This window comes from Streptomyces sp. NPDC001634, assembly GCF_040298185.1.
Lineage (GTDB): Bacteria > Actinomycetota > Actinomycetes > Streptomycetales > Streptomycetaceae > Streptomyces.
Map to the genome: position 1 here is coordinate 145,830 of NZ_JBEOZU010000009.1, position 19,678 is coordinate 165,507.

Consider the following 19,678-nt stretch of genomic DNA (forward strand, 5'->3'; position numbering starts at 1 on the left):
CGGCGGCCTCCCCCGCCCCCCCCCCCCGCGCCCGGGGGCGGGGGGGGCCCCCCGGGGACGGGGGCCGCAGCTGGACGCCCGCGGCGGAGCCACCGCCCGCCTACCGCTCCGGCGTCACCTGGCTCCCGCACAGCCGCACGGCCGCGCTCGCCGTCGGCCCCACCGGCACCGACCTCACCACGGACGGCGGCCGCAGCTGGAGGACGGTCGACACGGGCTCGTACGACACCGTGGACTGCGCCCCCGACCTGGGCTGCTGGGCCTCCGGCGAGAAGGGCCGGGTGGCCCGCCTCGAGCCCTGACGGTGATCCCCGCGAAACGGGGTACTCGACCGTGACCATCACCCCGAAAGGAAGTGACCGGTCATGCCACGCGGCTCCAGCCCCAAGCGGGAACGCCAATACGAGCACATCAAGGACAGTGCGCTCGAGCGCGGGGAGAGCAAGGAGCGTGCCAAGGAGATCGCGGCGCGGACCGTCAACAAGGAGCGCGCCCGCTCCGGCGAGTCAAGGACCGCGAGCCGCACGTCCACCCAGGACATGTCGTCCGGCAAGCGGGGCGGACAGCGCTCGGGAAAGGGCTCCCAGGGGCCCACATACGACCAGTTGTACGAGGAGGCCAGGAAGCGCAACATCCATGGCCGCTCGGACATGAACAAGAGCGAGCTCAGGCGCGCCCTGGGCAAGTGACGCCGGACCGCGGGGATGCGTAGGCTCGACATCACCATGACGACCGTACGCATCCCCGTGGGCTGGCCCGCGACCGAAGAAGAAGCCCGCGCCGTGCAGGACGAATTGCGCGGCCTGGTGGTCCTCGACGAGCCGGGGCCGCCGCCCGGTACCGGCCCGGTGACGGGGGTCGACGTCGCCTACGACGACGACCGCGGCGTGGTCGCGGCGGCGGCCGTCGTGCTGGACGCGGCCACGCTCGCCGTGGTCGCCGAGGCCACCGCCGTCGGCGAGGTCTCCTTCCCGTACGTCCCCGGCCTGCTCGCGTTCCGCGAGATCCCCACCGTTCTCGCCGCGCTGGACGCCCTCTCCCACGACCCCGGACTGGTCGTCTGCGACGGCTACGGACTGGCTCATCCGCGCCGTTTCGGCCTGGCGAGCCACCTCGGCGTGCTCACCGGGCTGCCCACGATCGGCGTGGCCAAGAACCCCTTCACCTTCACGTACGAGGAGCCGGGCGTCCCGCGCGGCAGTACGAGCCCCCTCCTCGCGGGCGCCGACGAGGTCGGCCGAGCCGTGCGCACCCAGGCGGGCATCAAGCCGGTGTTCGTCTCCGTGGGACACCGTGTGAGCCTCGACAACGCCTGCGAGCACACCCTCGCGCTCGCCCCGAAGTACCGCATCCCCGAGTCCACCCGGCGCGCCGACGCCCTGTGTCGGCAGGCCCTGCGGGAAGCGGTCGGACCTGCGTACTGAGTACGGGACCTGAGTACGCGTACGGATGTGGCGGTGCCGTGGTGATCGCCAGGCTGTCGCCCATGACGACACACCGTGCCCCCAAGACCGTGGGCCACCCCGCCCAGCCCGTCGAGCGCGCCGTGATGGTCGGGCTTCTGCTCGCCGTCATAGCCGGTTTCGCCTGGATCGGAGGGATGATCTACACCGTTCTGGGGTGGCCGTTCTAGGACTCCTCGCGCCGGGCCGCCACCCGGAAGGTGAGGCCCGCGGCGCGGAGGCGGTCGATGAGGGTGTTCCCCATCGCCTGTGCCGTCGTGACCTGGCCGGACGTGGGCGGCAGGTCGTCGAGGGCGAGGGACATGGCCGACTCGGCGAAAATCTTCGCCGTCTCGTCGTAGCCCGGGTCGCCGCCCGCGACCTCGGTGAGGACGCGCCGGCCGCCGCCCTCGCCCACGAACCGCACCGAGAACCAGCTCTTCGCCCGCTTTTCCTGGCTCGGCCCCTCCCCGGGCCTGATCCGGTCCGACAGCCACCGTCGTGCGGGCGGCACCTGCGCGGCAGCGAACAGCGCGCCCACCGTGGCCAGCCCGCCCAGGGCGTACGGCAGGCTCTCGACCGCCGCGTAGTGCCGGTAGCGGAAGTCGGGTCCGTACCGCTCCAGCGCCCGCGCCGAGCGGCGTACCACCTGCGCGTCGATGGTGGGCAGCGGCAACGCCCACGCTCCGACCTCCGGTGCGAAGCGCGGTGTGCCGAGCGGCGCCTGTGCCCGCCGCCCGAAGAGCCGGGGTTCATGGCGTCCGCGCTCTCGGGCCGCGCCCAGCAGCTGCGGCCCGCGCGCGAACTGGCCGAGCGCGGAGGCGAACGTTCCGCCCGAGAACATCGCCTGCGCACGGACGAACCCGTCGACCGTCAGCGGCACCCCTTCGGGGAGCTGCTGCACGGTGAAGTACGCCCCGAGATCGTGCGGCGCCGCGTCGAATCCGCAGGAGTGCACGAGCCGTGCCCCGGTCTCCCGTGCGCGGGCATCGTGCCGTACGTACATGAGGTTGACGAATTCGGGCTCGCCGGACAGGTCGAGGTAGTCGGTTCCCGCGTCGGCGCAGGCTGCCACCAGTTCCTCGCCGTACTCCAGATAGGGCCCGACCGTTGTGGCCAGCACGCGCGCGTGGCGGGCGAGTTCGTGCAGCGAATGCGGGTCCGAGACATCCGCCTGGAGGACACCGGGCCCGGCGTCGCCGGCGAGGCGTTCCCGCAGTAGTTCCAGCTTCTCGGCGCTGCGGCCCGCGATCGCCCAGCGAAGCCCCTCGGGCGCGTGGGCGGCGAGGTACTGCGCGGTGAGCACGCCCACGAAGCCCGTGGCCCCGAACAGCACGATGTCGTACGCGCGATCCGTTTTCCGCCTGTTCATGACACCTCTCCGCCCGCACCGTTTCGTCGGTGGCCGAGGCTAGCGTGGGGGTCGGGCGGCCGGGACGGGAGGTCGGCGCGGCAGCACCCAAGCATGCCCCACTGAAGCCGCTTTCATGTGATATGAGACGGTTTGATGGCGGGAACTCGACTAAGCGCTTGCTCGTTCAGCTCTTGCCCGCACCACGGCGCCTTCTTAACATCGCTGATGTCACATCATTTGTGTCACAGACCTGGGAGCTTGATGGCAGTGGCAAAGATGCCGGGGCATGGTCCGCTCGCCGGAGTGCGCGTCGTCGAGCTCGCAGGAATCGGGCCCGGCCCGTTCGCCGGGATGCTCCTTGCCGACCTGGGTGCCGACGTCGTCCGAGTGGACCGGCCGAACGGCTCGGGGATGGCGATCAACCCCGAGTACGACGTGACGAACCGCAACAAGCGCTCGGTGGTCGTCGACCTCAAGGCCGAGGACGGCCCGGCCCGGGTCCTGGACCTGGCCGAACGCGCCGACATCCTCATCGAGGGCTACCGCCCCGGCGTGGCCGAACGGCTCGGCGTCGGCCCCGGGACCTGCCACGCCCGCAACCCCGCGCTCGTCTACGGCCGTATGACCGGCTGGGGCCAGGAGGGCCCGCTCGCGCCGCGCGCCGGACACGACATCGCGTACATCGCGCTCACCGGCACCCTCGGCATGATCGGCGACCCGGACGCGCCGCCCGCGATCCCCGCCAACCTCGTCGGTGACTACGCCGGCGGCTCGCTCTACCTGGTCGTCGGCGTCCTGGCCGCCCTCCACCACGCGCGCGCGACGGGTAATGGGCAGGTGGTGGACGCGGCCATCGTCGACGGTGCCGCGCACCTGGCCTCCATGATCTACGGCATGCTGGCCGCCGGCGGCTGGCAGGACCGCCGCGGCGCCAACCTCCTCGACGGCGGCTGTCCCTTCTACGGCACCTACGAGACGGCAGACGGCCAGTACATGGCGGTCGGTGCCCTGGAGCAGCAGTTCTACGAGGAGTTCATGGACCTCCTCGGCATCGGGGACCAGGGCCCGGCCCGCAGGGACGTGGGCCGCTGGGGTGAACTGCGCGAGACCGTCGCGGCCCGCTTCAAGACCCGTACGCGCGACGAGTGGACCGCCGTCTTCGAGGGCTCCGACGCCTGCGTGGCCCCCGTGCTCTCGCTCCGCGAGGCGCCCACGCACCCCCACCTCGCCGCCCGCGGCACCTTCACCGGTCACGGCGGCATCACCCAGCCGGCGCCGGCTCCCCGTTTCTCCGTCACCCACACGTCGGTACGCAGCGGGCCCGCGCAGCCCGGTGCGGACACCGCGGACGTCGCGCGTGACTGGGACGTACCCCGACTCCTCCAGGACGGCCAATGATGGAACTCTCGATCCCCCTCGACTACGCGGTCGACCCCCGCCGGGCGGCCGACGAGGCCGCCGCGCTGGAGTCCGCGGGCCTGGACGCCGTCTGGGTCGCCGAGGCGTACGGCTTCGACGCGCCCACGATCATGGGCTATCTGGCCGCCCGCACCGAACGGATGAAGATCGGCTCCGCGATCCTCAACGTCTACTCGCGCACGCCCGCCCTCATCGCCCAGACGGCCGCCGGACTGGACGCGATCTCCGGCGGACGGGCGATCATCGGGCTCGGCGCCTCCGGCCCGCAGGTCGTCGAGGGATGGCACGGCAAGGCGTACGACAAACCCCTCGGGCGGACCCGCGAGACCATCGAGCTGACCCGCCGCATCCTGCGCCGCGAGGTCATCGACCATCACGGCATCACCGACATGCCCCGCCCCGGTGGCCTCGGCAAGCCCCTGAAGATCCTCACGAAGCCGGTCCGCCCCGACGTGCCCCTGTACGTGGCCGCGCTGGGCCCGGCCAACGTCCGGATGACCGCCGAGATCGCCGACGGCTGGCTGCCCACCCTGTTCGTCCCGGAGAAGGCTCACGAGGTGTGGGGCACGGCCCTCGCCGAGGGCGCCGCACGCCGGGACCCCGCCCTCGGGCCGCTGAAGACGGTGGCCGGCGGGCTCCTCGCCATCGGTGAGGACGCGGCGGCCGTACGCGACCTGGCGCGTCCGAAGATCGCCCTGTACGTGGGCGGCATGGGCGCGCCGGGCAAGAACTTCTACAACGACCTCGCGGTGGCCTACGGCTACGAGAAGGAGGCCCGGCTCATCCAGGAGCTGTACCTCTCGGGTCGCAAGAAGGAGGCCGAGGCCGCCGTCCCGGACGAGTTCTGCGAGCTGATGTCTCTGTGCGGGCCCGAGAGCTATGTCCGCGAGCGTGTCGAGGCGTTCCGCGCGGCCGGGGTCGACATGCTCAACGTCACTCCGGTCGGCCCGGATCCGGCCCGGCTGGTCGAGACTGTCAAGAGGTGGCTGTGAGAAGGGAGAACGCGACATGAAGCGGCAGATCTTCTCCGCCGAGCACGAGGCGTTCCGCGAGACCGTGCGCGCGTTCCTCGCCAAGGAGGTGCTGCCCCACTACGAGAAGTGGGAGCAGGACGGCATCGTCTCCCGCGACGCCTGGCGGGCGGCCGGGAAGCAGGGGCTCCTCGGGCTCGCCGTACCCGAGGAGTACGGAGGCGGCGGCACTCCCGACTTCCGCTACAGCGCCGTGCTCGTGGAGGAGTTCGCACGCGCCGGAGCCTCAGGGCTCGCGCTCGGGCTGCACAACGACATCATCGGGCCGTATCTGACGGGCCTCGCCACCGAGGAGCAGAAGCGGCGCTGGCTGCCCGGCTTCTGCGACGGCTCGATCATCACCGCCATCGCCATGACCGAGCCCGGCGCCGGCTCCGACCTCCAGGGCATCAGGACCCATGCCGAGGACCGGGGCGACCACTGGCTGCTCAACGGCTCGAAGACGTTCATCTCGAACGGCATCCTCGCCGACCTGGTGATCGTCGTGGCACGGACGACCCCCGAGGGCGGGGCGCACGGACTGTCGCTGCTCGTGGTGGAGCGGGGCATGGAGGGCTTCGAACGGGGCCGCAATCTCGACAAGATCGGCCAGAAGGCGCAGGACACCGCCGAGCTGTTCTTCCACGACGTGCGCGTGCCCAAGGAGAACCTGCTCGGTGAACTCAACGGCGCCTTCGGGCACCTGATGACCAACCTCGCGCAGGAGCGTCTGAACATCGCCGTCTCCGGGATCGCCGCCGCCGAGCACCTGCTGGAGATCACCACCGAGTACGTCAAGGAGCGCGAGGCCTTCGGACGGCCCCTGGCCGGGCTCCAGCACATCCGCTTCGAGATAGCCGAGATGGCGACCGAGTGCGCCGTCACCCGCACCTTCCTCGACCGCTGCATCGCCGACCACGCGAACGGCGAGCTCGACGCCGTGCACGCCTCCATGGCCAAGTGGTGGGCGACCGAGCTGCAGAAGCGGGTCGCGGACCGCTGTCTGCAGCTGCACGGCGGGTACGGCTACATGACGGAGTACCGCGTCGCCAAGGCCTTCACCGACGGCCGCATCCAGACCATCTACGGCGGGACCACCGAGATCATGAAGGAGATCATCGGTCGTTCCCTGCTCGGCTAACCCTCCTTGAAAGGCTTACCAGTGAGCACCGAAGCGTACGTGTACGACGCGATCCGCACCCCGCGCGGGCGCGGCAAGGCCAACGGCGCCCTGCACGGCACCAAGCCCATCGACCTCGTGGTCGGACTCATCCATGAGGTGCGGCGGCGGTTCCCGGACCTCGACCCGGCCGCGATCGACGACATCGTCCTCGGTGTCGTGGGCCCGGTCGGCGACCAGGGTTCCGACATCGCCCGCATCGCCGCGATCGCCGCCGGACTGCCCGACACCGTGGCCGGAGTCCAGGAGAACCGCTTCTGCGCCTCCGGTCTGGAGGCGGTGAACCTGGCCGCCGCAAAGGTCCGCTCGGGCTGGGAGGACCTGGTGCTCGCCGGCGGCGTCGAGTCGATGTCGCGGGTGCCGATGGCCTCGGACGGCGGCGCCTGGTTCGCCGACCCGATGACCAACATGGCCACCAACTTCGTGCCGCAGGGCATCGGCGCCGACCTCATCGCCACGATCGAGGGCTTCTCCCGCCGGGACGTCGACGAATACGCCGCTCTGTCCCAGGAGCGGGCAGCGGCCGCCTGGAAGGACGGCCGCTTCGAGAAGTCGGTGGTCCCCGTGAAGGACCGCAGCGGTCTCGTCGTCCTCGACCACGACGAGCACATGCGGCCCGGCACGACGGCCGACTCGCTCGCCAAGCTCAAGCCGTCCTTCGCGGACATCGGCGAGCTGGGCGGCTTCGACGCGGTCGCGCTGCAGAAGTACCACTGGGTCGAGCGGATCGACCATGTCCACCACGCGGGCAACTCCTCCGGCATCGTGGACGGCGCGGCGCTCGTCGCCATCGGGTCCAAGGAGGTCGGCGAGCGCTACGGGCTGCGGCCCCGGGCCAGGATCGTCTCCGCGGCGGTCTCCGGCTCCGAGCCGACGATCATGCTGACCGGACCCGCGTCCGCCACGCGCAAGGCGCTCACCAAGGCCGGACTGACGATCGACGACATCGACCTGGTCGAGATCAACGAGGCGTTCGCCGCGGTCGTGCTGCGCTTCGTGAAGGACATGGGGATCTCGCTGGACAAGGTCAACGTCAACGGCGGCGCCATCGCCCTGGGCCACCCGCTGGGCGCGACCGGCGCGATGATCCTCGGCACGCTCGTGGACGAACTGGAGCGGCAGGACAAGCGGTACGGGCTGGCCACGCTGTGCGTGGGCGGCGGCATGGGCATCGCGACCGTCGTCGAGCGCGTCTGACCTTCCCCAACGGATCTTACGGAGCACCCCTGATGAGCACTGAGTCCACCACCATCCGCTGGGAGCAGGACGACACCGGCATCGTCACCCTCGTCCTCGACGACCCCAACCAGTCGGCGAACACCATGAACCAGGCGTTCAAGGAGTCGATCGCGGCGATCGCCGAGCGGGCCGAGGCCGAGAAGGACTCCATCCGCGGCATCATCTACACCTCGGCCAAGAAGACCTTCTTCGCCGGCGGCGACCTCAAGGACATGATGAAGGCCGGCCCCAAGGACGCCCAGCAGGCGTTCGACACCGGTGTGGCCATCAAGAACTCACTGCGCCGCATCGAGACTCTCGGCAAGCCGGTCGTCGCCGCCATCAACGGTGCGGCCCTGGGCGGCGGCTACGAGATCGCGCTCGCCTCCCACCACCGCATCGCCCTCGACGCCCCCGGCTCCAAGATCGGCCTCCCGGAGGTCACGCTCGGGCTGCTCCCCGCAGGCGGCGGCGTCACCCGCACCGTACGCCTGATGGGCATCGCCGACGCCCTGCTGAAGGTGCTGCTCCAGGGCACCCAGTACACGCCGAAGCGCGCCCTGGAGAACGGCCTCGTCCACGACCTGGCCACCACCCGTGAGGAGATGCTCGACAAGGCCCGCGCCTTCATCGACGCCAACCCCGAGTCCCACCAGCCCTGGGACAAGCCGGGCTACAAGATCCCCGGTGGTACTCCGTCCAACCCGAAGTTCGCCGCCAACCTGCCCGCCTTCCCGGCCAACCTGAAGAAACAGCTGAACGGCGCCCCCTACCCGGCCCCGCGCAACATCCTCGCGGCGGCCGTCGAGGGCTCCCAGGTCGACTTCGAGACCGCCCTGACCATCGAGGCCCGCTACTTCACCGAGCTGGTCACCGGCCAGACCGCGAAGAACATGATCCAGGCGTTCTTCTTCGACCTCCAGGCCGTCAACTCCGGCGCCAACCGGCCGAAGGGCATCGAGCCCCGCCAGGTCCGCAAGGTCGCCGTCCTCGGCGCCGGGATGATGGGTGCGGGCATCGCCTACTCGTGCGCCCGCGCGGGCATCGAGGTCGTCCTCAAGGACGTCTCCCCGGAAGCTGCCGCCAAGGGCAAGGGCTACTCCGAGAAGCTGTGCGCCAAGGCCGTCGCCAAGGGCCGTACCAGCCAGGAGAAGGCGGACGCGCTGCTCGCCCGCATCACCGCCACCGCCGAGGCCGCCGACCTGGCCGGCTGCGACGCCGTCATCGAGGCCGTCTTCGAGGACCCGGCGCTCAAACACAAGGTGTTCCAGGAGATCGAGCACATCGTCGAGCCCGACGCGCTGCTGTGCTCCAACACCTCGACCCTGCCGATCACCCTGCTCGCCGAGGGCGTGGAGCGACAGGCCGACTTCATCGGCCTGCACTTCTTCTCGCCCGTCGACAAGATGCCCCTCGTCGAGATCATCAAGGGCGAGCGGACCGGCGACGAGGCGCTGGCGCGAGCCTTCGACCTGGTCCGGCAGATCAACAAGACGCCGATCGTCGTCAACGACTCGCGCGGCTTCTTCACCTCCCGGGTCATCGGCCACTTCATCAACGAGGGCGTCGCGATGGTCGGCGAGGGCATCGAGCCCGCGTCCGTCGAGCAGGCGGCGGCGCAGGCCGGCTACCCGGCCAAGGTGCTGTCCCTGATGGACGAACTGACACTCACCCTGCCCCGCAAGATCCGGGGCGAGACGAAGCGGGCCGTCGAGGAGGCGGGCGGCACCTGGACCCCGCACCCGGCCGAGGCCGTCATCGACCGCATGGTCGACGAGTTCGGCCGCACCGGGCGCAGCGGCGGCGCCGGTTTCTACGACTACGACGAGGACGGCAAGCGCGGCAGGCTCTGGCCGGGCCTGCGCGAGCACTTCACCAGGCCCGGGTATCAGATCCCGTTCGAGGACATGCAGGAGCGCATGCTGTTCTCCGAGGCGCTGGACACCGTCCGGCTCCTGGAGGAGGGCGTGCTGACGTCGGTCGCCGACGCCAACATCGGCTCGATCTTCGGGATCGGCTTCCCCGGCTGGACCGGCGGCGTCCTGCAGTACATCAACGGCTACGACGGCGGCGCCGGGGTAGGCGCGGGCCTGCCCGGGTTCGTGGCTCGTGCCCGCGAACTCGCCGAGCGGTACGGGGAGCGCTTCGCACCGCCCGCACTGCTGGTGGAGAAGGCGGAGAAGGGGGAGCGGTTCAGCGACGCGCGCTGACGCGCGCCGAGTCCTGCGCAGGTACCCGCACGGGTCAGGAGTCCCGTGCGGGTCCTGTGTCCGTGAGCCACTCCCGCAGCTCCTCCTTCAGGGAGCGCTGGAAGGTGGTGAGCAGGGCCTGGACCACCAGCGGGTGCATGTGCGCGGACAGGGACTTCACGGCGGTGGAGTCGCGTTCGGACACCGCGTCGCGGAACAGCTCCGACAGCGCGTGCGCCGCCGCGCGCGAATGCTCGATGAGGACGCCGCGCGCGGCGAGGATCGTCTCCAGGCCGAGCGGCACGTCGAGGAGCTGGACGCCGAGCCGGAGCAGACCCGGATCCACTCGGTACGCCCCGTCGTGCGGCACAGCCACGTTCATCGCCGCGAGCCGTTCCAGGGCCTCCTCGCCGAGCGGCCGCCCCGCGCGGCGTTCCAGATCCTCGCGCGTCATCGTCTCCACCGCGTCCGGTGCCCAGGACGCCACGACGGCGCGGTGGATGGCGAGGTCCCGCGCGCTCAGGTCCGCCGGCAGCTGCTGCAGATAGCGCTCGATCGCCGCCAGCGTCATGCCCTGGTGCTGCAACTCCTCTATGAGCGCCAGCCGCGCCAGGTGCTCCGGACCGTAGTGGCCCACGCGCCGCGGGCCGATCACGGGCGGCGGAAGCAGACCCTTGGCGCTGTAGAAGCGGACGGTGCGGACCGTGACGCCCGCACGCGCGGCCAGCTCGTCGACGGTGAGCGTCGGCTCATCGATCTCGGTGGTCATATGCAGCAGTATCGCTGTCTCACCACTGCTGTCACCCTCTTGGCCGTGCAAACGGCCGAGCTGCGCTCGGTCGTACACACCTCGTCGCGCTCCCGACTGCCCCTACGACAGGCTGATCTCGTGGTTCACGTGCGTGGCATGGCGGCGTTCCTTGCGTACACGGCGGGCGAGGCGGCGGGTGGCCGAGCGGGTCTGCCGGTCGTCGAACGGCTGGGCCGCCTGTGCAAAAGACGATCGGGGTGCTGATCGCCTTGCGGTACCGCCTGGATGTCGGCGGGCCCAGATTCCCGTCGGTGGGCCTGGTCACCCGGCCGTCCTTCCGGCTGCCCGGCAGCCCGGTGACTGAGGTCGTCACCATCGCCCTCCTGGTGGCCGTGCTCGGTCTGATGTGGAACGACCCCGAGGTCGGCCGCAAGACGCTGCTGTTCATCCCCGTGATTGCCGCGCTGCTCGTCGGCGGCTGGTTCGCGCTGCGCCGCCGGATCTCGAAGGCCGCGGACCAGGAGCTGACCGAGCTCCTGAATTGACCGAGCTCATGAACCGACCGAGCTCATCAACCAGCGGCTCAGAGGCGACTGTCAGTGGCAGCGCCTACGGTGGCGTCATGTCGGAGATCAGATATGTCCGGGGTGACGCCACCGCTCCATCGGCCAAGGGCGTCAAGGTGATCGCCCACGTCTGCAACGACATCGGGGGCTGGGGGAAGGGCTTTGTACTGGCGGTCTCGCGCCGCTGGCCCGGGCCGGAGGCGGCGTACCGTGCCTGGCACCGCGACCGCGCGGCGAACGGCTTCGGGCTGGGGGCGGTCCAGTTCGTCCAGGTCGAGCGGTACGTGTGGGTGGCGAACATGATCGGACAGCGGGGCACAAGGAGCGGCAGCAAGGGAGTCCCGGTCCGGTACGAGGCGATCGACACGGCGCTCGCGGCGCTGGCCGACAAGGCCCTGGATCTCGACGCCTCCGTCCATATGCCGCGCATAGGCTGCGGGTTGGCGGGTGGCAAGTGGTCCCGCGTGGAGCCGCTGATCACCGAGCGGCTGGTGAAGCGGGGGATACCTGTGACGGTGTACGACCACGGGGACTGAGGGCGTCGCATATCGGCCAACAATGGCGCAGATGTGCGTTGGTTCGCACATGCGGTCGGGTAACTCCCCGTCATGGATCTCATCCCGTATCCGATAGGTCCCCTCAACCCCAGACTCCAGGACGTCCTCGTCGCGCTGCTGCTGTTCGGCGTCGTGTTTCTCCTCACCTCCCGGCTGCTGCCCCGGATGAACCGGGTCCTGGCGGCCCGCGACGACGCGATCCATGGCACCACCGCCCGCGCCGGTGAACTGCGTGCCCTTGCCGAGGCCGAGCAGGCCAAGGCCCGGGCGCTGCTGGCCGAAGCGCGTCACGACGCCGCCCGGATCCGTCAGCAGGCGCATGAGGAGGGCGCCGCCCTGATCGCCGAGGCGCGCGCCGACGGAACGCGGGACCGGGACGCCCTGATCGCCGAGGCCGGGGCCCGGATGGAGACCGAGCGCGCCGCGGCCGAGGCCGAACTCCGCGTGTACGCCGCGGAGCTGGCCTCGAACCTGGCGAGCCGGATCGTGGGTGAACCGGTCCGGACCCCGGCGGAACGCGGCTGATCAGCCGGAGTGCACGTCGTTCGTCGCCTCGATCTTCTTCCAGGACTTCGGCTGCACCGGCGCGGCAGCGGACTTCGCGATGGCCGCTCCCCGAGCCGCGGGGGCGGCGGGCTTCGACGGCTGGAACAGCCAGGTGTCGAAGAGCGCGGCCAGCGGCTTCCCGGACACCTTCTCCGCGTAGGACTGGAAGTCCGCCACCGAGGCGTTGCCGTAGGCGTGCTCCTTCGGCCAGCCCTTCAGGATGGCGAAGAACGCGTCGTCACCGACCGCGTTGCGCAGCGCCTGGACGGCGAGCGCACCCCGGTCGTAGACCGCGATGTCGAACTGGTTGTCGGGGCCCGGGTCGCCTGGCTTGACCTTCCAGAACGCGTCGTCGGCCGGGTGCGAGGCGTACACGTAGTCCGCCAGCTCCTGCGTCGTGCCCTCGCCCTCGTGCTCGGACCACAGCCACTGCGCGTACCGCGCGAAGCCCTCGTTGATCCAGATGTCCTTCCAGCCCTTCAGCGACACGTCGTCGCCGTACCACTGGTGCGTCAGCTCGTGCACGACGACCGATGTGTTCGAGCCGTTCGCGAACTGCTTCGGGCTGTAGTACACCCGGGTCTGGGTCTCCAGGGCGTAACCGGTGGTGGTGTTGGGGACGTAACCGCCGGCCGAGCTGAAGGGATACGGCCCGAAATAGCCGCTCAGCCAGTCGACGATCTCGCCGGTCCGCTCCACGCTCGCGCGCGCCGCGCCGTCGTTGTCGCCGAGGTCCTTGCTGTAGGCGTTGACGACCGGGACGCCGCCCTCGGACGTGCTGGTCGTGATGTCGAACTTCCCGATCGCGAGGGTCGCGAGATAGGTCGCCTGCGGCTTGTTCTCACGCCAGTTGTACCGGGTCCAGCCGAGCTTCGAACTAGTCGACTGCAGCGTGCCGTTGGAGATCGCCTGGGTGCCGTCCGGCACGGCCACCGACACGTCGTACGTCGCCTTGTCGAGCGGGTGGTCGTTGCTCGGGAACCACCACCAGGCCGCCTCGGGCTCGTCGGCCGCGACCGCGCCGTCCGGAGTGCGGTGCCAGGTGTTGAAGCCGTACGCGCTCTTCGTGGACGGCACCCCGCTGTAGCGGACCACGACGGTGACCGGCGTGCCCTTCGGCAGCGGGGTGGCCGGAGTGATTTCCAGTTCGTGCTGGCCGGAGGTGGCGAACGCCGCCTTGGCGCCGTTCACCCGCACCTCGCTCACGTCGAGCAGGAAGTCCAGGTCGAACCGGGACAGGTCCTGCGTCGTGGTGGCGAGGATGGTCGCCGTGCCCTCCAGCTCGTCCGTCTGCGGCTGGTACTTCAGCCGCAGGTCATAGTGGGAGACGTCGTATCCGCCGTTGCCGTAGTACGGGTAGTAGGGGTCGCCGATACCCGGAGCGCCGGGCTGGTAGTCGGCAGCCGATGCCGGGATCGCCAGCAACAGAGTGGCCGCCGCGAGCGCGCCCGGGGCGATGAGTCTGCGGTGCACGAGAACTCCAAGTCGTAGGGGCACGAGGTCTGTTCGGAGCCTATTGAGTCCCTGTGGCCCCGGACGTGTCCACGGCACCCCCTGTCACACGATCGCCATCCGGCCGTCATGGCTGAAGCCGTCCCGCCGTGCGTTCTCGGCCATGCCTTCCCACGGGTCCCGCATGTCCGTCAGATGGCCTCTTCTGCACGGGAGTTGCCCCAGGTACCGTCCCGTGCATGCCAAAACGCATGCCCATCACGACCTGGCGACTCCTCGCCACGGCGGCCGCGACCGCCCTCCTGGCCGTCTTCCTCACCCCGGTGATGGCCCAGAGCGCGCCACGCGAGAGCCGGCCCGTCTACTCGTACGAGAAAGCCATCCGCGAATCCGTATGGGTGGACACGGGTCTGGACGGCGACGGCGACGGAAGGAGCGACCGGGTCGCCGTCGACATCGTCCGGCCGAGCGAACCCGCCGCACAGGGCCGCAAAGTCCCCGTGATCATGGATGCCAGCCCGTACTACTCCTGCTGCGGGCGCGGCAACGAGAGCCAGAAGAAGACGTACGACGCCGCCGGCCACGTCGTCCAGATGCCCCTCTTCTACGACAACTACTTCGTTCCGCGCGGCTACGCCTTCGTCGGCGTCGACCTGGCCGGAACCAACCGCTCCGACGGCTGCGTGGACGTCGGCGGCCCTTCCGACATCCAGTCCGCCAAGGCCGTGATCGACTGGCTCAACGGCCGGGCCAGGGCGTACACCAGCCGCACCGGCACCACGCCCGCCAGGGCGACCTGGACCAACGGCCGGACCGGCATGATCGGCAAGAGCTGGGACGGCACCATTGCCAACGGAGTGGCCGCCACCGGCGTCAAGGGCCTGAAGACCATCGTGCCGATCAGCGCCATCTCCTCCTGGTACGACTACTACTTCGCCAAGGGCGCACCCCTGTACGACTCGGGCCCCGACTGGCTCTCCAGCTACGTCGACAGTCCCGACGCCCGCGCCAGGTGTGCCGCCGTGCAGCAGAAGCTCGTCGACGGGGCGCCGCGCACCGGTGACTGGACCCCGCTGTGGAGCGCGCGCGACTACGTGAAGAACGCGAGCAAGGTCCGCGCCAGCGTCTTCCTCGTGCACGGCATGCAGGATCTCAACGTCCGCACCAAGCACTTCGGCCAGTGGTGGAACGCCCTTGCGAAGAACGGCGTCGAGCGCAAGATCTGGCTGTCGCAGACCGGCCACGTCGACCCCTTCGACTACCGGCGGGGCCAGTGGGTGGACACCCTGCACCGCTGGTTCGACCATGAACTCCTCGGCTATGACAACGGCATCGACCGCGAGCCCATGGCCGATATCGAGCGCCACCCCGACCAGTGGGTCACGTCCACGGTCTGGCCGCCCCGGGGCACGGCCACCACGACACTGCGTCCGGGCCAAGGCAGTCAGGCGGGCGTCGGCACCCTCGGGCTGCGCACCCGTACGGGCACCGAGAGCTTCACCGACGACCCCCAGCTGAGCGAGACCGACTGGGCCGCGCACATCGACCAGTCCACCCCGGGCAAGGCCGGGTTCATCACCGCGCCCCTCTCGAAGGACCTGCGGGTGTCGGGCTCCTCCACCGTGACCGTCACCGTCACGCCGACCACCTCCACGGCCCACCTCTCCGCCGTGCTGGTCGACCTCGGACCCGACACGATCCGTGACTACGCCGACTCCGGCGAGGGCATCACCACGCTCACCGACCGTACCTGCTGGGGCGCGAGCACGACCGGCGACAGCGCCTGCTTCAAGGTCACCCAGGCGAAGAAGACCGACGTCGCCTCCACGGTGTTCAGCCGCGGCTGGGCCGACCTCGGCCACTACGCCCCTGACCTGAAGGGCGTCCCCCTCACCCCGGGCACGGCCTACACGATCACGCTCGACCTGGCCGCCACCGATCACGTCGTCCCCAAGGGCCACCGGCTTGCGCTGATCGTCGCGGGCACCGACAAGGACCTGATCGACCCTCCGTCGGCCACGCCCACGCTGACCGTGGACCTGTCCCGCACGGCGGCCCGCGTGCCGTTCGTCGGAGGGACCGCCGCGTTCGCCCTCGCAACCTCAGGCTCCCCGGCCGCCGCGCCCGCGGCCACCACGCTCGACGGTGTGCGCGCCCCGCACACTGTCCGCCGGGTTCCGGGCGACAACCTGTGACGACGCCACACAGGCAGGCCGCCGATCGCTGACGGCCTCTCAGGCGGCCGGGCGCGTCAGCCCGGCCGCCTCACGCGCGCACCCCCACGCCACCGTGACACCCGCACCGCCGTGCCCGTAGTTGTGCACCACCGTCCCGCCGCCGGGCAGGGACTCGCGCTCCAGCCGTACGGCGTCCCGGGCCGGCCGCAACCCCACCCGGTGGCCGAGGATCCGAGCCCCCGCGATCTCCGGCCGCACCGCCGCGCACCGTGCCACGATCTCCTCGGCCGTCCGCGGATCGGGCGTCAGCGACCAGGCGTCGTCCTCCGCGGTACCACCCAGGATCAGCCCACCGGGCTGGGGGAAGAAGTACGTGCTCGCCTCGGTCGAGTGGTCCACCGACGTCAGCCAGGTGGTGATCCCCGGGTTCTCCACCACGACCAGCTGGCCGCGCACCGGGCGCACCAGTGGGTCGGGGACCAGTTCCCGGGCGCCCAGGCCCGTGCAGTTGACCACTACGGGCGCCTCGGCGGCGGGTTCCTTCAGATCCGTGACGGTCCGCTGCTCGACCTGACCGCCGGAGCGCAGCAACCGGCCGCGCAACCAGGGCAGATGAGTCGACATGTCGATGAGCGGCAGCCGTGCCCACAGACCGGTCCCGGTGTACTCGGCGTCCGTAGCGGCCCGAAGGCCCTTCACGCCCGCGGCCCACGGCCCCAGTCCGTCCAGATCCGTCTCGCCGTGTACGCCCTCGACCATGCGTACGCCCGTCTCCTCGGGCCGCTCGGCCAGTTCCTCGTACACGACGAGCGACTCCAGGGCCCATGCGCCCACCAGGAACTCGGGTTCTATCCGGTACGGCCACCACACCGCCCCCGCGACCGCCGAGGTGGTCCGCTCGGCCGGATCCCGCGTCCACAACCGCACGCGACGGCCGCTCTCCGCCAGGACGATCGCCGTCGTCAGCCCGATGACGCCGCCGCCCACCACGATCACATCACCGCTTCGATCCCTGTCCACGCCCGGACGCTAACCGAATGTGTCCTGCCGTGCTCACATCACTCCTTGTGTGGGAATACTCACAGCATGTCTGCCGAGTACGCGACCTTCGGCCTGGCACCGGCCATGCGTGCCGGTGGCGTTCTCGCCAACGGTGACTACCAGGTGCACCGGGACTTCGTGGACTTCGTCGTCGACGGGCGTCCGCTGCTGTTCCGGCTCTCCGACCTCGACGCCGTCTCCCCGCTCGCCTCCGACATACCGCCCGCGATCTTCACCGCCCAGGTACGCAGCCTCCTGCTGGAGGCCGACGCCCCGCTCGACGGCGGCCGTTACGTCATCTACGGCTGTCCGGAGTGCGAGGACCTGGCCTGCGGGGCCGTCACCGCGGTCATCGAGAAGGACGGCGACGACTTCGTGTGGCGCGACTTCGCCTGGCAGACCGGCGAACGGGTGGATCTGGAGCTGAACGGCTACCACGGGACAGGGCCGTTCCGCTTCCGCGGTGACGAGTACCGCCGAGCCCTGAGCGCCCTGCTCGACGGTGGTTGGGCCGGGCGCCGCCGGGTCCTGCTGATCGGCCCTCGCGTCGCCGTTCTCGCCCGGCTCGCCGCCGCGCTGCGCGCCATCGGCATCGGCGCGGACATCGCCCAGGACGCCACCGACGTGCCCGCCGACGAGCTGCGCATATACGGCGCGGTGGCCTTCGGGCAGACGGTCGGCGAGCGGGAACGTGCCGCCGTACGGAAGTCGTTCGGGCGCGCCGGAATCGAGGTGGCGTACGTCGACGGCCTCGCCCCGATCGTTCCCCTCCTTGTCGCCCAGATCGAAAACGCCCTGGACCGCAGCCCCTCGGAGCAGCGCAGGCTCACGCGCCTCACGGCCGTGGGCGGCGCGGTGGAGGTCGAGGTCACCTCCACGTGCCGGGTCCACGTCACCGTGTACCGCCAGGACCGCCTGAGCCGTGTGCACACCCACGAGGCCTTCGACGGCGTCCTGGATCCGGGCCGGCACCGCGTCGCCCTCGATCCCAGGGCATCGAAGGGGGCCTCGTACGTGGTGGCCCGGACGTCGGGGAGCGTGCTGGTGGCGGCGGTGGCGCGCTGAGGGCCTGAGGGCGCGGGGGCCGTGCCGCACTCGTTAGGATCGGCGTCTGATGACTGCCACCCTCGTCGCCAAGAACCTCGCCGCCGGGCACGGCGACCGCGCCCTCTTCTCCGGGCTCGACCTCGTCGTCGCGCCCGGTGATGTGATCGGGCTCGTCGGTGCCAACGGCGCCGGCAAGTCCACCCTGCTGCGGATGCTCGCCGGTCTGCTCACCCCGGAGCAGGGCGAACTGCGCCTGTCCCCGCCGACCGCGACGGTCGGGCATCTGCCGCAGGAGCCGGAGCGCCGGGCGGGCGAGACCGTACGCGAGTTCCTGGCGCGGCGCACGGGCGTGGCCGAGGCCCAGCGCCTGATGGACGAGGCCACGCAGGGGCTCGTCGACGGGACGCCCGGTGCCGACGACGCGTACACGGTGAGCCTGGAGCGCTGGCTCGGCCTCGGCGGCGCGGACCTCGACGAGCGCGCCGAGGAGGTCGCCGACTCCCTCGGCCTGGGCGTCGGCCTGGACCAGCCGATGACGTCCCTGTCCGGCGGTCAGGCGGCCCGCGCCGGCCTCGCCTCGCTGCTGCTGTCCCGCTACGACGTCTTCCTGCTGGACGAGCCCACCAACGATCTCGACCTGGACGGCCTGGAGCGCCTGGAGCGCTTCGTCGGCGGCCTGCGGGCCGGCACGGTGGTCGTCAGCCACGACCGCGAGTTCCTCACCCGCACGGTCACCAAGGTCCTCGAACTCGACCTCGTACAACGGCAGATCAACCTCTACGGCGGCGGATACGAGGCCTACCTGGAGGAACGCGAGACCGCCCGCCGGCACGCCCGCGAGGATTACGAGGAGTACGCCGACAAGAAGTCCGCCCTCCAGGAGCGCGCCCAGACGCAGCGCTCCTGGATGGACAAGGGCGTGAAGAACGCCCGGCGCAAGGCGGGCAACGACAACGACAAGATCGGCCGCAAGTTCCGGAGCGAGGCCAGCGAGAAGCAGGCCGCAAAGGCCCGGCAGACCCAGCGCATGATCGAGCGTCTGGAGGTCGTCGAGGAGCCCCGCAAGGAGTGGGAGCTGCGCATGGAGATCGCGGCGGCCCCGCGCTCCGGCGCGGTCGTCGCCACGCTGCGTGACGCGGAGGTACGGCGCGGAGACTTCACGTTCGGCCCGGTGTCCCTGCAGATCGACTGGGCGGACCGGGTGGCGGTGACGGGTGCGAACGGCGCGGGCAAGTCGACACTGCTGGGCGCGTTGCTGGGGCGCGTCCCCCTGGACGCGGGCCACGCCGCCCTCGGTTCGGGCGTCCTGGTCGGCGAGGTCGACCAGGCACGCAAGCTGTTCCACGGACCGGAGTCCCTGCTGGACGCGTTCTCCGCGGCGGTCCCCGACACGGAACCGGTCGACGTCCGCACCCTGCTCGCCAAGTTCGGCCTGAAGGCCGACCATGTCCTGCGGCCGGCGGCGACCCTCTCCCCGGGCGAACGCACGAGGGCGGCCCTCGCTCTCCTCCAGGGCAGGGGCGTCAACCTCCTGATCCTGGACGAGCCGACCAACCACCTCGACCTCCCGGCCATCGAGCAGCTGGAGTCGGCCCTGGACTCCTACGAGGGCACGCTGCTCCTGGTCACCCATGACCGCCGGATGCTGGACGCGGTACGGGTGACCCGTCGGCTGGAAGTGGCGGACGGCAAGGTCACGGAGCCCTAGGGACATCCGGCCGAACGCGCA

At 70.8% G+C, this 19,678-nt stretch carries 17 protein-coding genes and 2 pseudogenes; 15 read left to right on the forward strand and 4 right to left on the reverse strand.

Features of this window, described 5'->3' with window-relative positions:
- The 4 genes and pseudogenes from ABT186_RS08550 to mmpA all read left to right on the forward strand — a co-directional run.
- Nucleotides 1-302, forward strand: a pseudogene (locus ABT186_RS08550) (oxidoreductase); the annotation flags it as partial.
- A gap of 63 nt (nucleotides 303-365) precedes the next feature.
- Nucleotides 366-689 (forward strand): plasmid stabilization protein, encoded by a 324-nt coding sequence (locus tag ABT186_RS08555; protein ID WP_351224734.1) that lies wholly within the window; start codon nucleotides 366-368, stop codon nucleotides 687-689.
- Between the two features lie 36 nt (nucleotides 690-725).
- Nucleotides 726-1,424 carry an endonuclease V gene (locus tag ABT186_RS08560; RefSeq protein ID WP_351224732.1) on the forward strand — a complete coding sequence of 233 codons (699 nt, stop codon included), beginning with the start codon at nucleotides 726-728 and terminating at the stop codon, nucleotides 1,422-1,424.
- Nucleotides 1,425-1,486: 62 nt separating this feature from the next.
- Complete coding sequence (mmpA, locus tag ABT186_RS08565) at nucleotides 1,487-1,633, forward strand: morphogenic membrane protein MmpA (RefSeq protein WP_351224730.1); 147 nt, start codon at nucleotides 1,487-1,489, stop codon at nucleotides 1,631-1,633.
- Here mmpA and ABT186_RS08570 read toward each other — a convergent pair.
- Nucleotides 1,630-2,814, reverse strand: a complete 1,185-nt coding sequence (locus ABT186_RS08570; RefSeq protein ID WP_351924201.1) for a saccharopine dehydrogenase family protein — start codon at nucleotides 2,812-2,814, stop codon at nucleotides 1,630-1,632. The genes mmpA and ABT186_RS08570 overlap by 4 nt on opposite strands.
- 243 nt (nucleotides 2,815-3,057) lie before the next feature.
- Between ABT186_RS08570 and ABT186_RS08575 the strand changes: the two genes are divergently transcribed.
- Genes ABT186_RS08575 through ABT186_RS08595 form a run of 5 tightly spaced genes read left to right on the forward strand, consistent with a single transcriptional unit; the run spans nucleotide 3,058 to nucleotide 9,833 of the window.
- On the forward strand, nucleotides 3,058-4,194 hold the full coding sequence (locus tag ABT186_RS08575; protein WP_351224726.1) for a CaiB/BaiF CoA transferase family protein: 1,137 nt from the start codon (nucleotides 3,058-3,060) through the stop codon (nucleotides 4,192-4,194).
- Nucleotides 4,194-5,207 (forward strand): LLM class F420-dependent oxidoreductase, encoded by a 1,014-nt coding sequence (locus ABT186_RS08580; protein ID WP_351224752.1) that lies wholly within the window; start codon nucleotides 4,194-4,196, stop codon nucleotides 5,205-5,207. The genes ABT186_RS08575 and ABT186_RS08580 overlap by 1 nt, the downstream gene beginning before the upstream one ends.
- A 16-nt stretch (nucleotides 5,208-5,223) precedes the next feature.
- Nucleotides 5,224-6,366, forward strand: a complete 1,143-nt coding sequence (locus ABT186_RS08585; RefSeq protein WP_351224724.1) for an acyl-CoA dehydrogenase family protein — start codon at nucleotides 5,224-5,226, stop codon at nucleotides 6,364-6,366.
- 21 nt (nucleotides 6,367-6,387) lie between these two features.
- Nucleotides 6,388-7,602: an acetyl-CoA C-acetyltransferase gene (locus ABT186_RS08590; protein ID WP_351924203.1), complete on the forward strand. Its 1,215-nt coding sequence runs from the start codon at nucleotides 6,388-6,390 to the stop codon at nucleotides 7,600-7,602.
- A 32-nt stretch (nucleotides 7,603-7,634) separates the two neighbouring features.
- Nucleotides 7,635-9,833 carry a 3-hydroxyacyl-CoA dehydrogenase NAD-binding domain-containing protein gene (locus tag ABT186_RS08595; RefSeq protein WP_351224720.1) on the forward strand — a complete coding sequence of 733 codons (2,199 nt, stop codon included), beginning with the start codon at nucleotides 7,635-7,637 and terminating at the stop codon, nucleotides 9,831-9,833.
- 34 nt (nucleotides 9,834-9,867) lie between these two features.
- On the opposite strand, the gene ABT186_RS08600 is transcribed toward ABT186_RS08595, so the two are convergent.
- On the reverse strand, nucleotides 9,868-10,581 hold the full coding sequence (locus ABT186_RS08600; RefSeq protein ID WP_351224718.1) for a MerR family transcriptional regulator: 714 nt from the start codon (nucleotides 10,579-10,581) through the stop codon (nucleotides 9,868-9,870).
- A gap of 296 nt (nucleotides 10,582-10,877) precedes the next feature.
- On the opposite strand from ABT186_RS08600, the pseudogene ABT186_RS08605 reads away from it, so the two are divergent.
- From ABT186_RS08605 to ABT186_RS08615, 3 genes and pseudogenes are all read left to right on the forward strand, one after another.
- Nucleotides 10,878-11,108 (forward strand): annotated as a pseudogene (locus ABT186_RS08605) (amino acid permease); the annotation flags it as partial.
- A gap of 77 nt (nucleotides 11,109-11,185) precedes the next feature.
- Entirely contained in the window at nucleotides 11,186-11,665 is a 480-nt protein-coding gene (locus ABT186_RS08610; RefSeq protein ID WP_351224716.1) for a macro domain-containing protein, read from the forward strand.
- Between the two features lie 72 nt (nucleotides 11,666-11,737).
- Nucleotides 11,738-12,211, forward strand: coding sequence for a F0F1 ATP synthase subunit B family protein (locus ABT186_RS08615; RefSeq protein ID WP_351924205.1), 474 nt, complete (start codon nucleotides 11,738-11,740; stop codon nucleotides 12,209-12,211).
- On the opposite strand, the gene ABT186_RS08620 is transcribed toward ABT186_RS08615, so the two are convergent.
- Nucleotides 12,212-13,705: a M1 family metallopeptidase gene (locus ABT186_RS08620; RefSeq protein WP_351224712.1), complete on the reverse strand. Its 1,494-nt coding sequence runs from the start codon at nucleotides 13,703-13,705 to the stop codon at nucleotides 12,212-12,214.
- Between the two features lie 218 nt (nucleotides 13,706-13,923).
- On the opposite strand from ABT186_RS08620, the gene ABT186_RS08625 reads away from it, so the two are divergent.
- Nucleotides 13,924-15,879, forward strand: a complete 1,956-nt coding sequence (locus ABT186_RS08625) for a Xaa-Pro dipeptidyl-peptidase (RefSeq protein WP_351924207.1) — start codon at nucleotides 13,924-13,926, stop codon at nucleotides 15,877-15,879.
- 39 nt (nucleotides 15,880-15,918) lie between these two features.
- Here the strand turns inward: ABT186_RS08625 and ABT186_RS08630 are convergent, their stop codons facing one another.
- Entirely contained in the window at nucleotides 15,919-16,881 is a 963-nt protein-coding gene (locus tag ABT186_RS08630) for an FAD-dependent oxidoreductase (RefSeq protein WP_351924209.1), read from the reverse strand.
- 66 nt (nucleotides 16,882-16,947) lie between these two features.
- Between ABT186_RS08630 and ABT186_RS08635 the strand changes: the two genes are divergently transcribed.
- Entirely contained in the window at nucleotides 16,948-17,967 is a 1,020-nt protein-coding gene (locus ABT186_RS08635) for an oxidoreductase (protein ID WP_351924210.1), read from the forward strand.
- A 49-nt stretch (nucleotides 17,968-18,016) separates the two neighbouring features.
- Nucleotides 18,017-19,657 carry an ABC-F family ATP-binding cassette domain-containing protein gene (locus ABT186_RS08640; RefSeq protein ID WP_351924212.1) on the forward strand — a complete coding sequence of 547 codons (1,641 nt, stop codon included), beginning with the start codon at nucleotides 18,017-18,019 and terminating at the stop codon, nucleotides 19,655-19,657.
- The last annotated feature ends 21 nt before the right edge of the window (nucleotides 19,658-19,678 follow it).

What these genes read in the sequence shown, in the direction of transcription:
- ABT186_RS08585 (WP_351224724.1), top strand. Translation starts at nt 5,224, where the DNA reads ATGAAGCGGCAGATCTTCTCCGCCGAGCACGAGGCGTTCCGCGAGACC.
- ABT186_RS08635 (WP_351924210.1), top strand. Translation starts at nt 16,948, where the DNA reads ATGTCTGCCGAGTACGCGACCTTCGGCCTGGCACCGGCCATGCGTGCC.
- ABT186_RS08575 (WP_351224726.1), top strand. Translation starts at nt 3,058, where the DNA reads ATGGCAGTGGCAAAGATGCCGGGGCATGGTCCGCTCGCCGGAGTGCGC.
- ABT186_RS08595 (WP_351224720.1), top strand. Translation starts at nt 7,635, where the DNA reads ATGAGCACTGAGTCCACCACCATCCGCTGGGAGCAGGACGACACCGGC.
- ABT186_RS08555 (WP_351224734.1), top strand. Translation starts at nt 366, where the DNA reads ATGCCACGCGGCTCCAGCCCCAAGCGGGAACGCCAATACGAGCACATC.
- ABT186_RS08600 (WP_351224718.1), bottom strand. Translation starts at nt 10,581, where the DNA reads ATGACCACCGAGATCGATGAGCCGACGCTCACCGTCGACGAGCTGGCC.
- mmpA (WP_351224730.1), top strand. Translation starts at nt 1,487, where the DNA reads ATGACGACACACCGTGCCCCCAAGACCGTGGGCCACCCCGCCCAGCCC.
- ABT186_RS08640 (WP_351924212.1), top strand. Translation starts at nt 18,017, where the DNA reads ATGACTGCCACCCTCGTCGCCAAGAACCTCGCCGCCGGGCACGGCGAC.
- ABT186_RS08580 (WP_351224752.1), top strand. Translation starts at nt 4,194, where the DNA reads ATGGAACTCTCGATCCCCCTCGACTACGCGGTCGACCCCCGCCGGGCG.
- ABT186_RS08615 (WP_351924205.1), top strand. Translation starts at nt 11,738, where the DNA reads ATGGATCTCATCCCGTATCCGATAGGTCCCCTCAACCCCAGACTCCAG.
- ABT186_RS08560 (WP_351224732.1), top strand. Translation starts at nt 726, where the DNA reads ATGACGACCGTACGCATCCCCGTGGGCTGGCCCGCGACCGAAGAAGAA.
- ABT186_RS08610 (WP_351224716.1), top strand. Translation starts at nt 11,186, where the DNA reads ATGTCGGAGATCAGATATGTCCGGGGTGACGCCACCGCTCCATCGGCC.
- ABT186_RS08570 (WP_351924201.1), bottom strand. Translation starts at nt 2,814, where the DNA reads ATGAACAGGCGGAAAACGGATCGCGCGTACGACATCGTGCTGTTCGGG.
- ABT186_RS08625 (WP_351924207.1), top strand. Translation starts at nt 13,924, where the DNA reads ATGCCAAAACGCATGCCCATCACGACCTGGCGACTCCTCGCCACGGCG.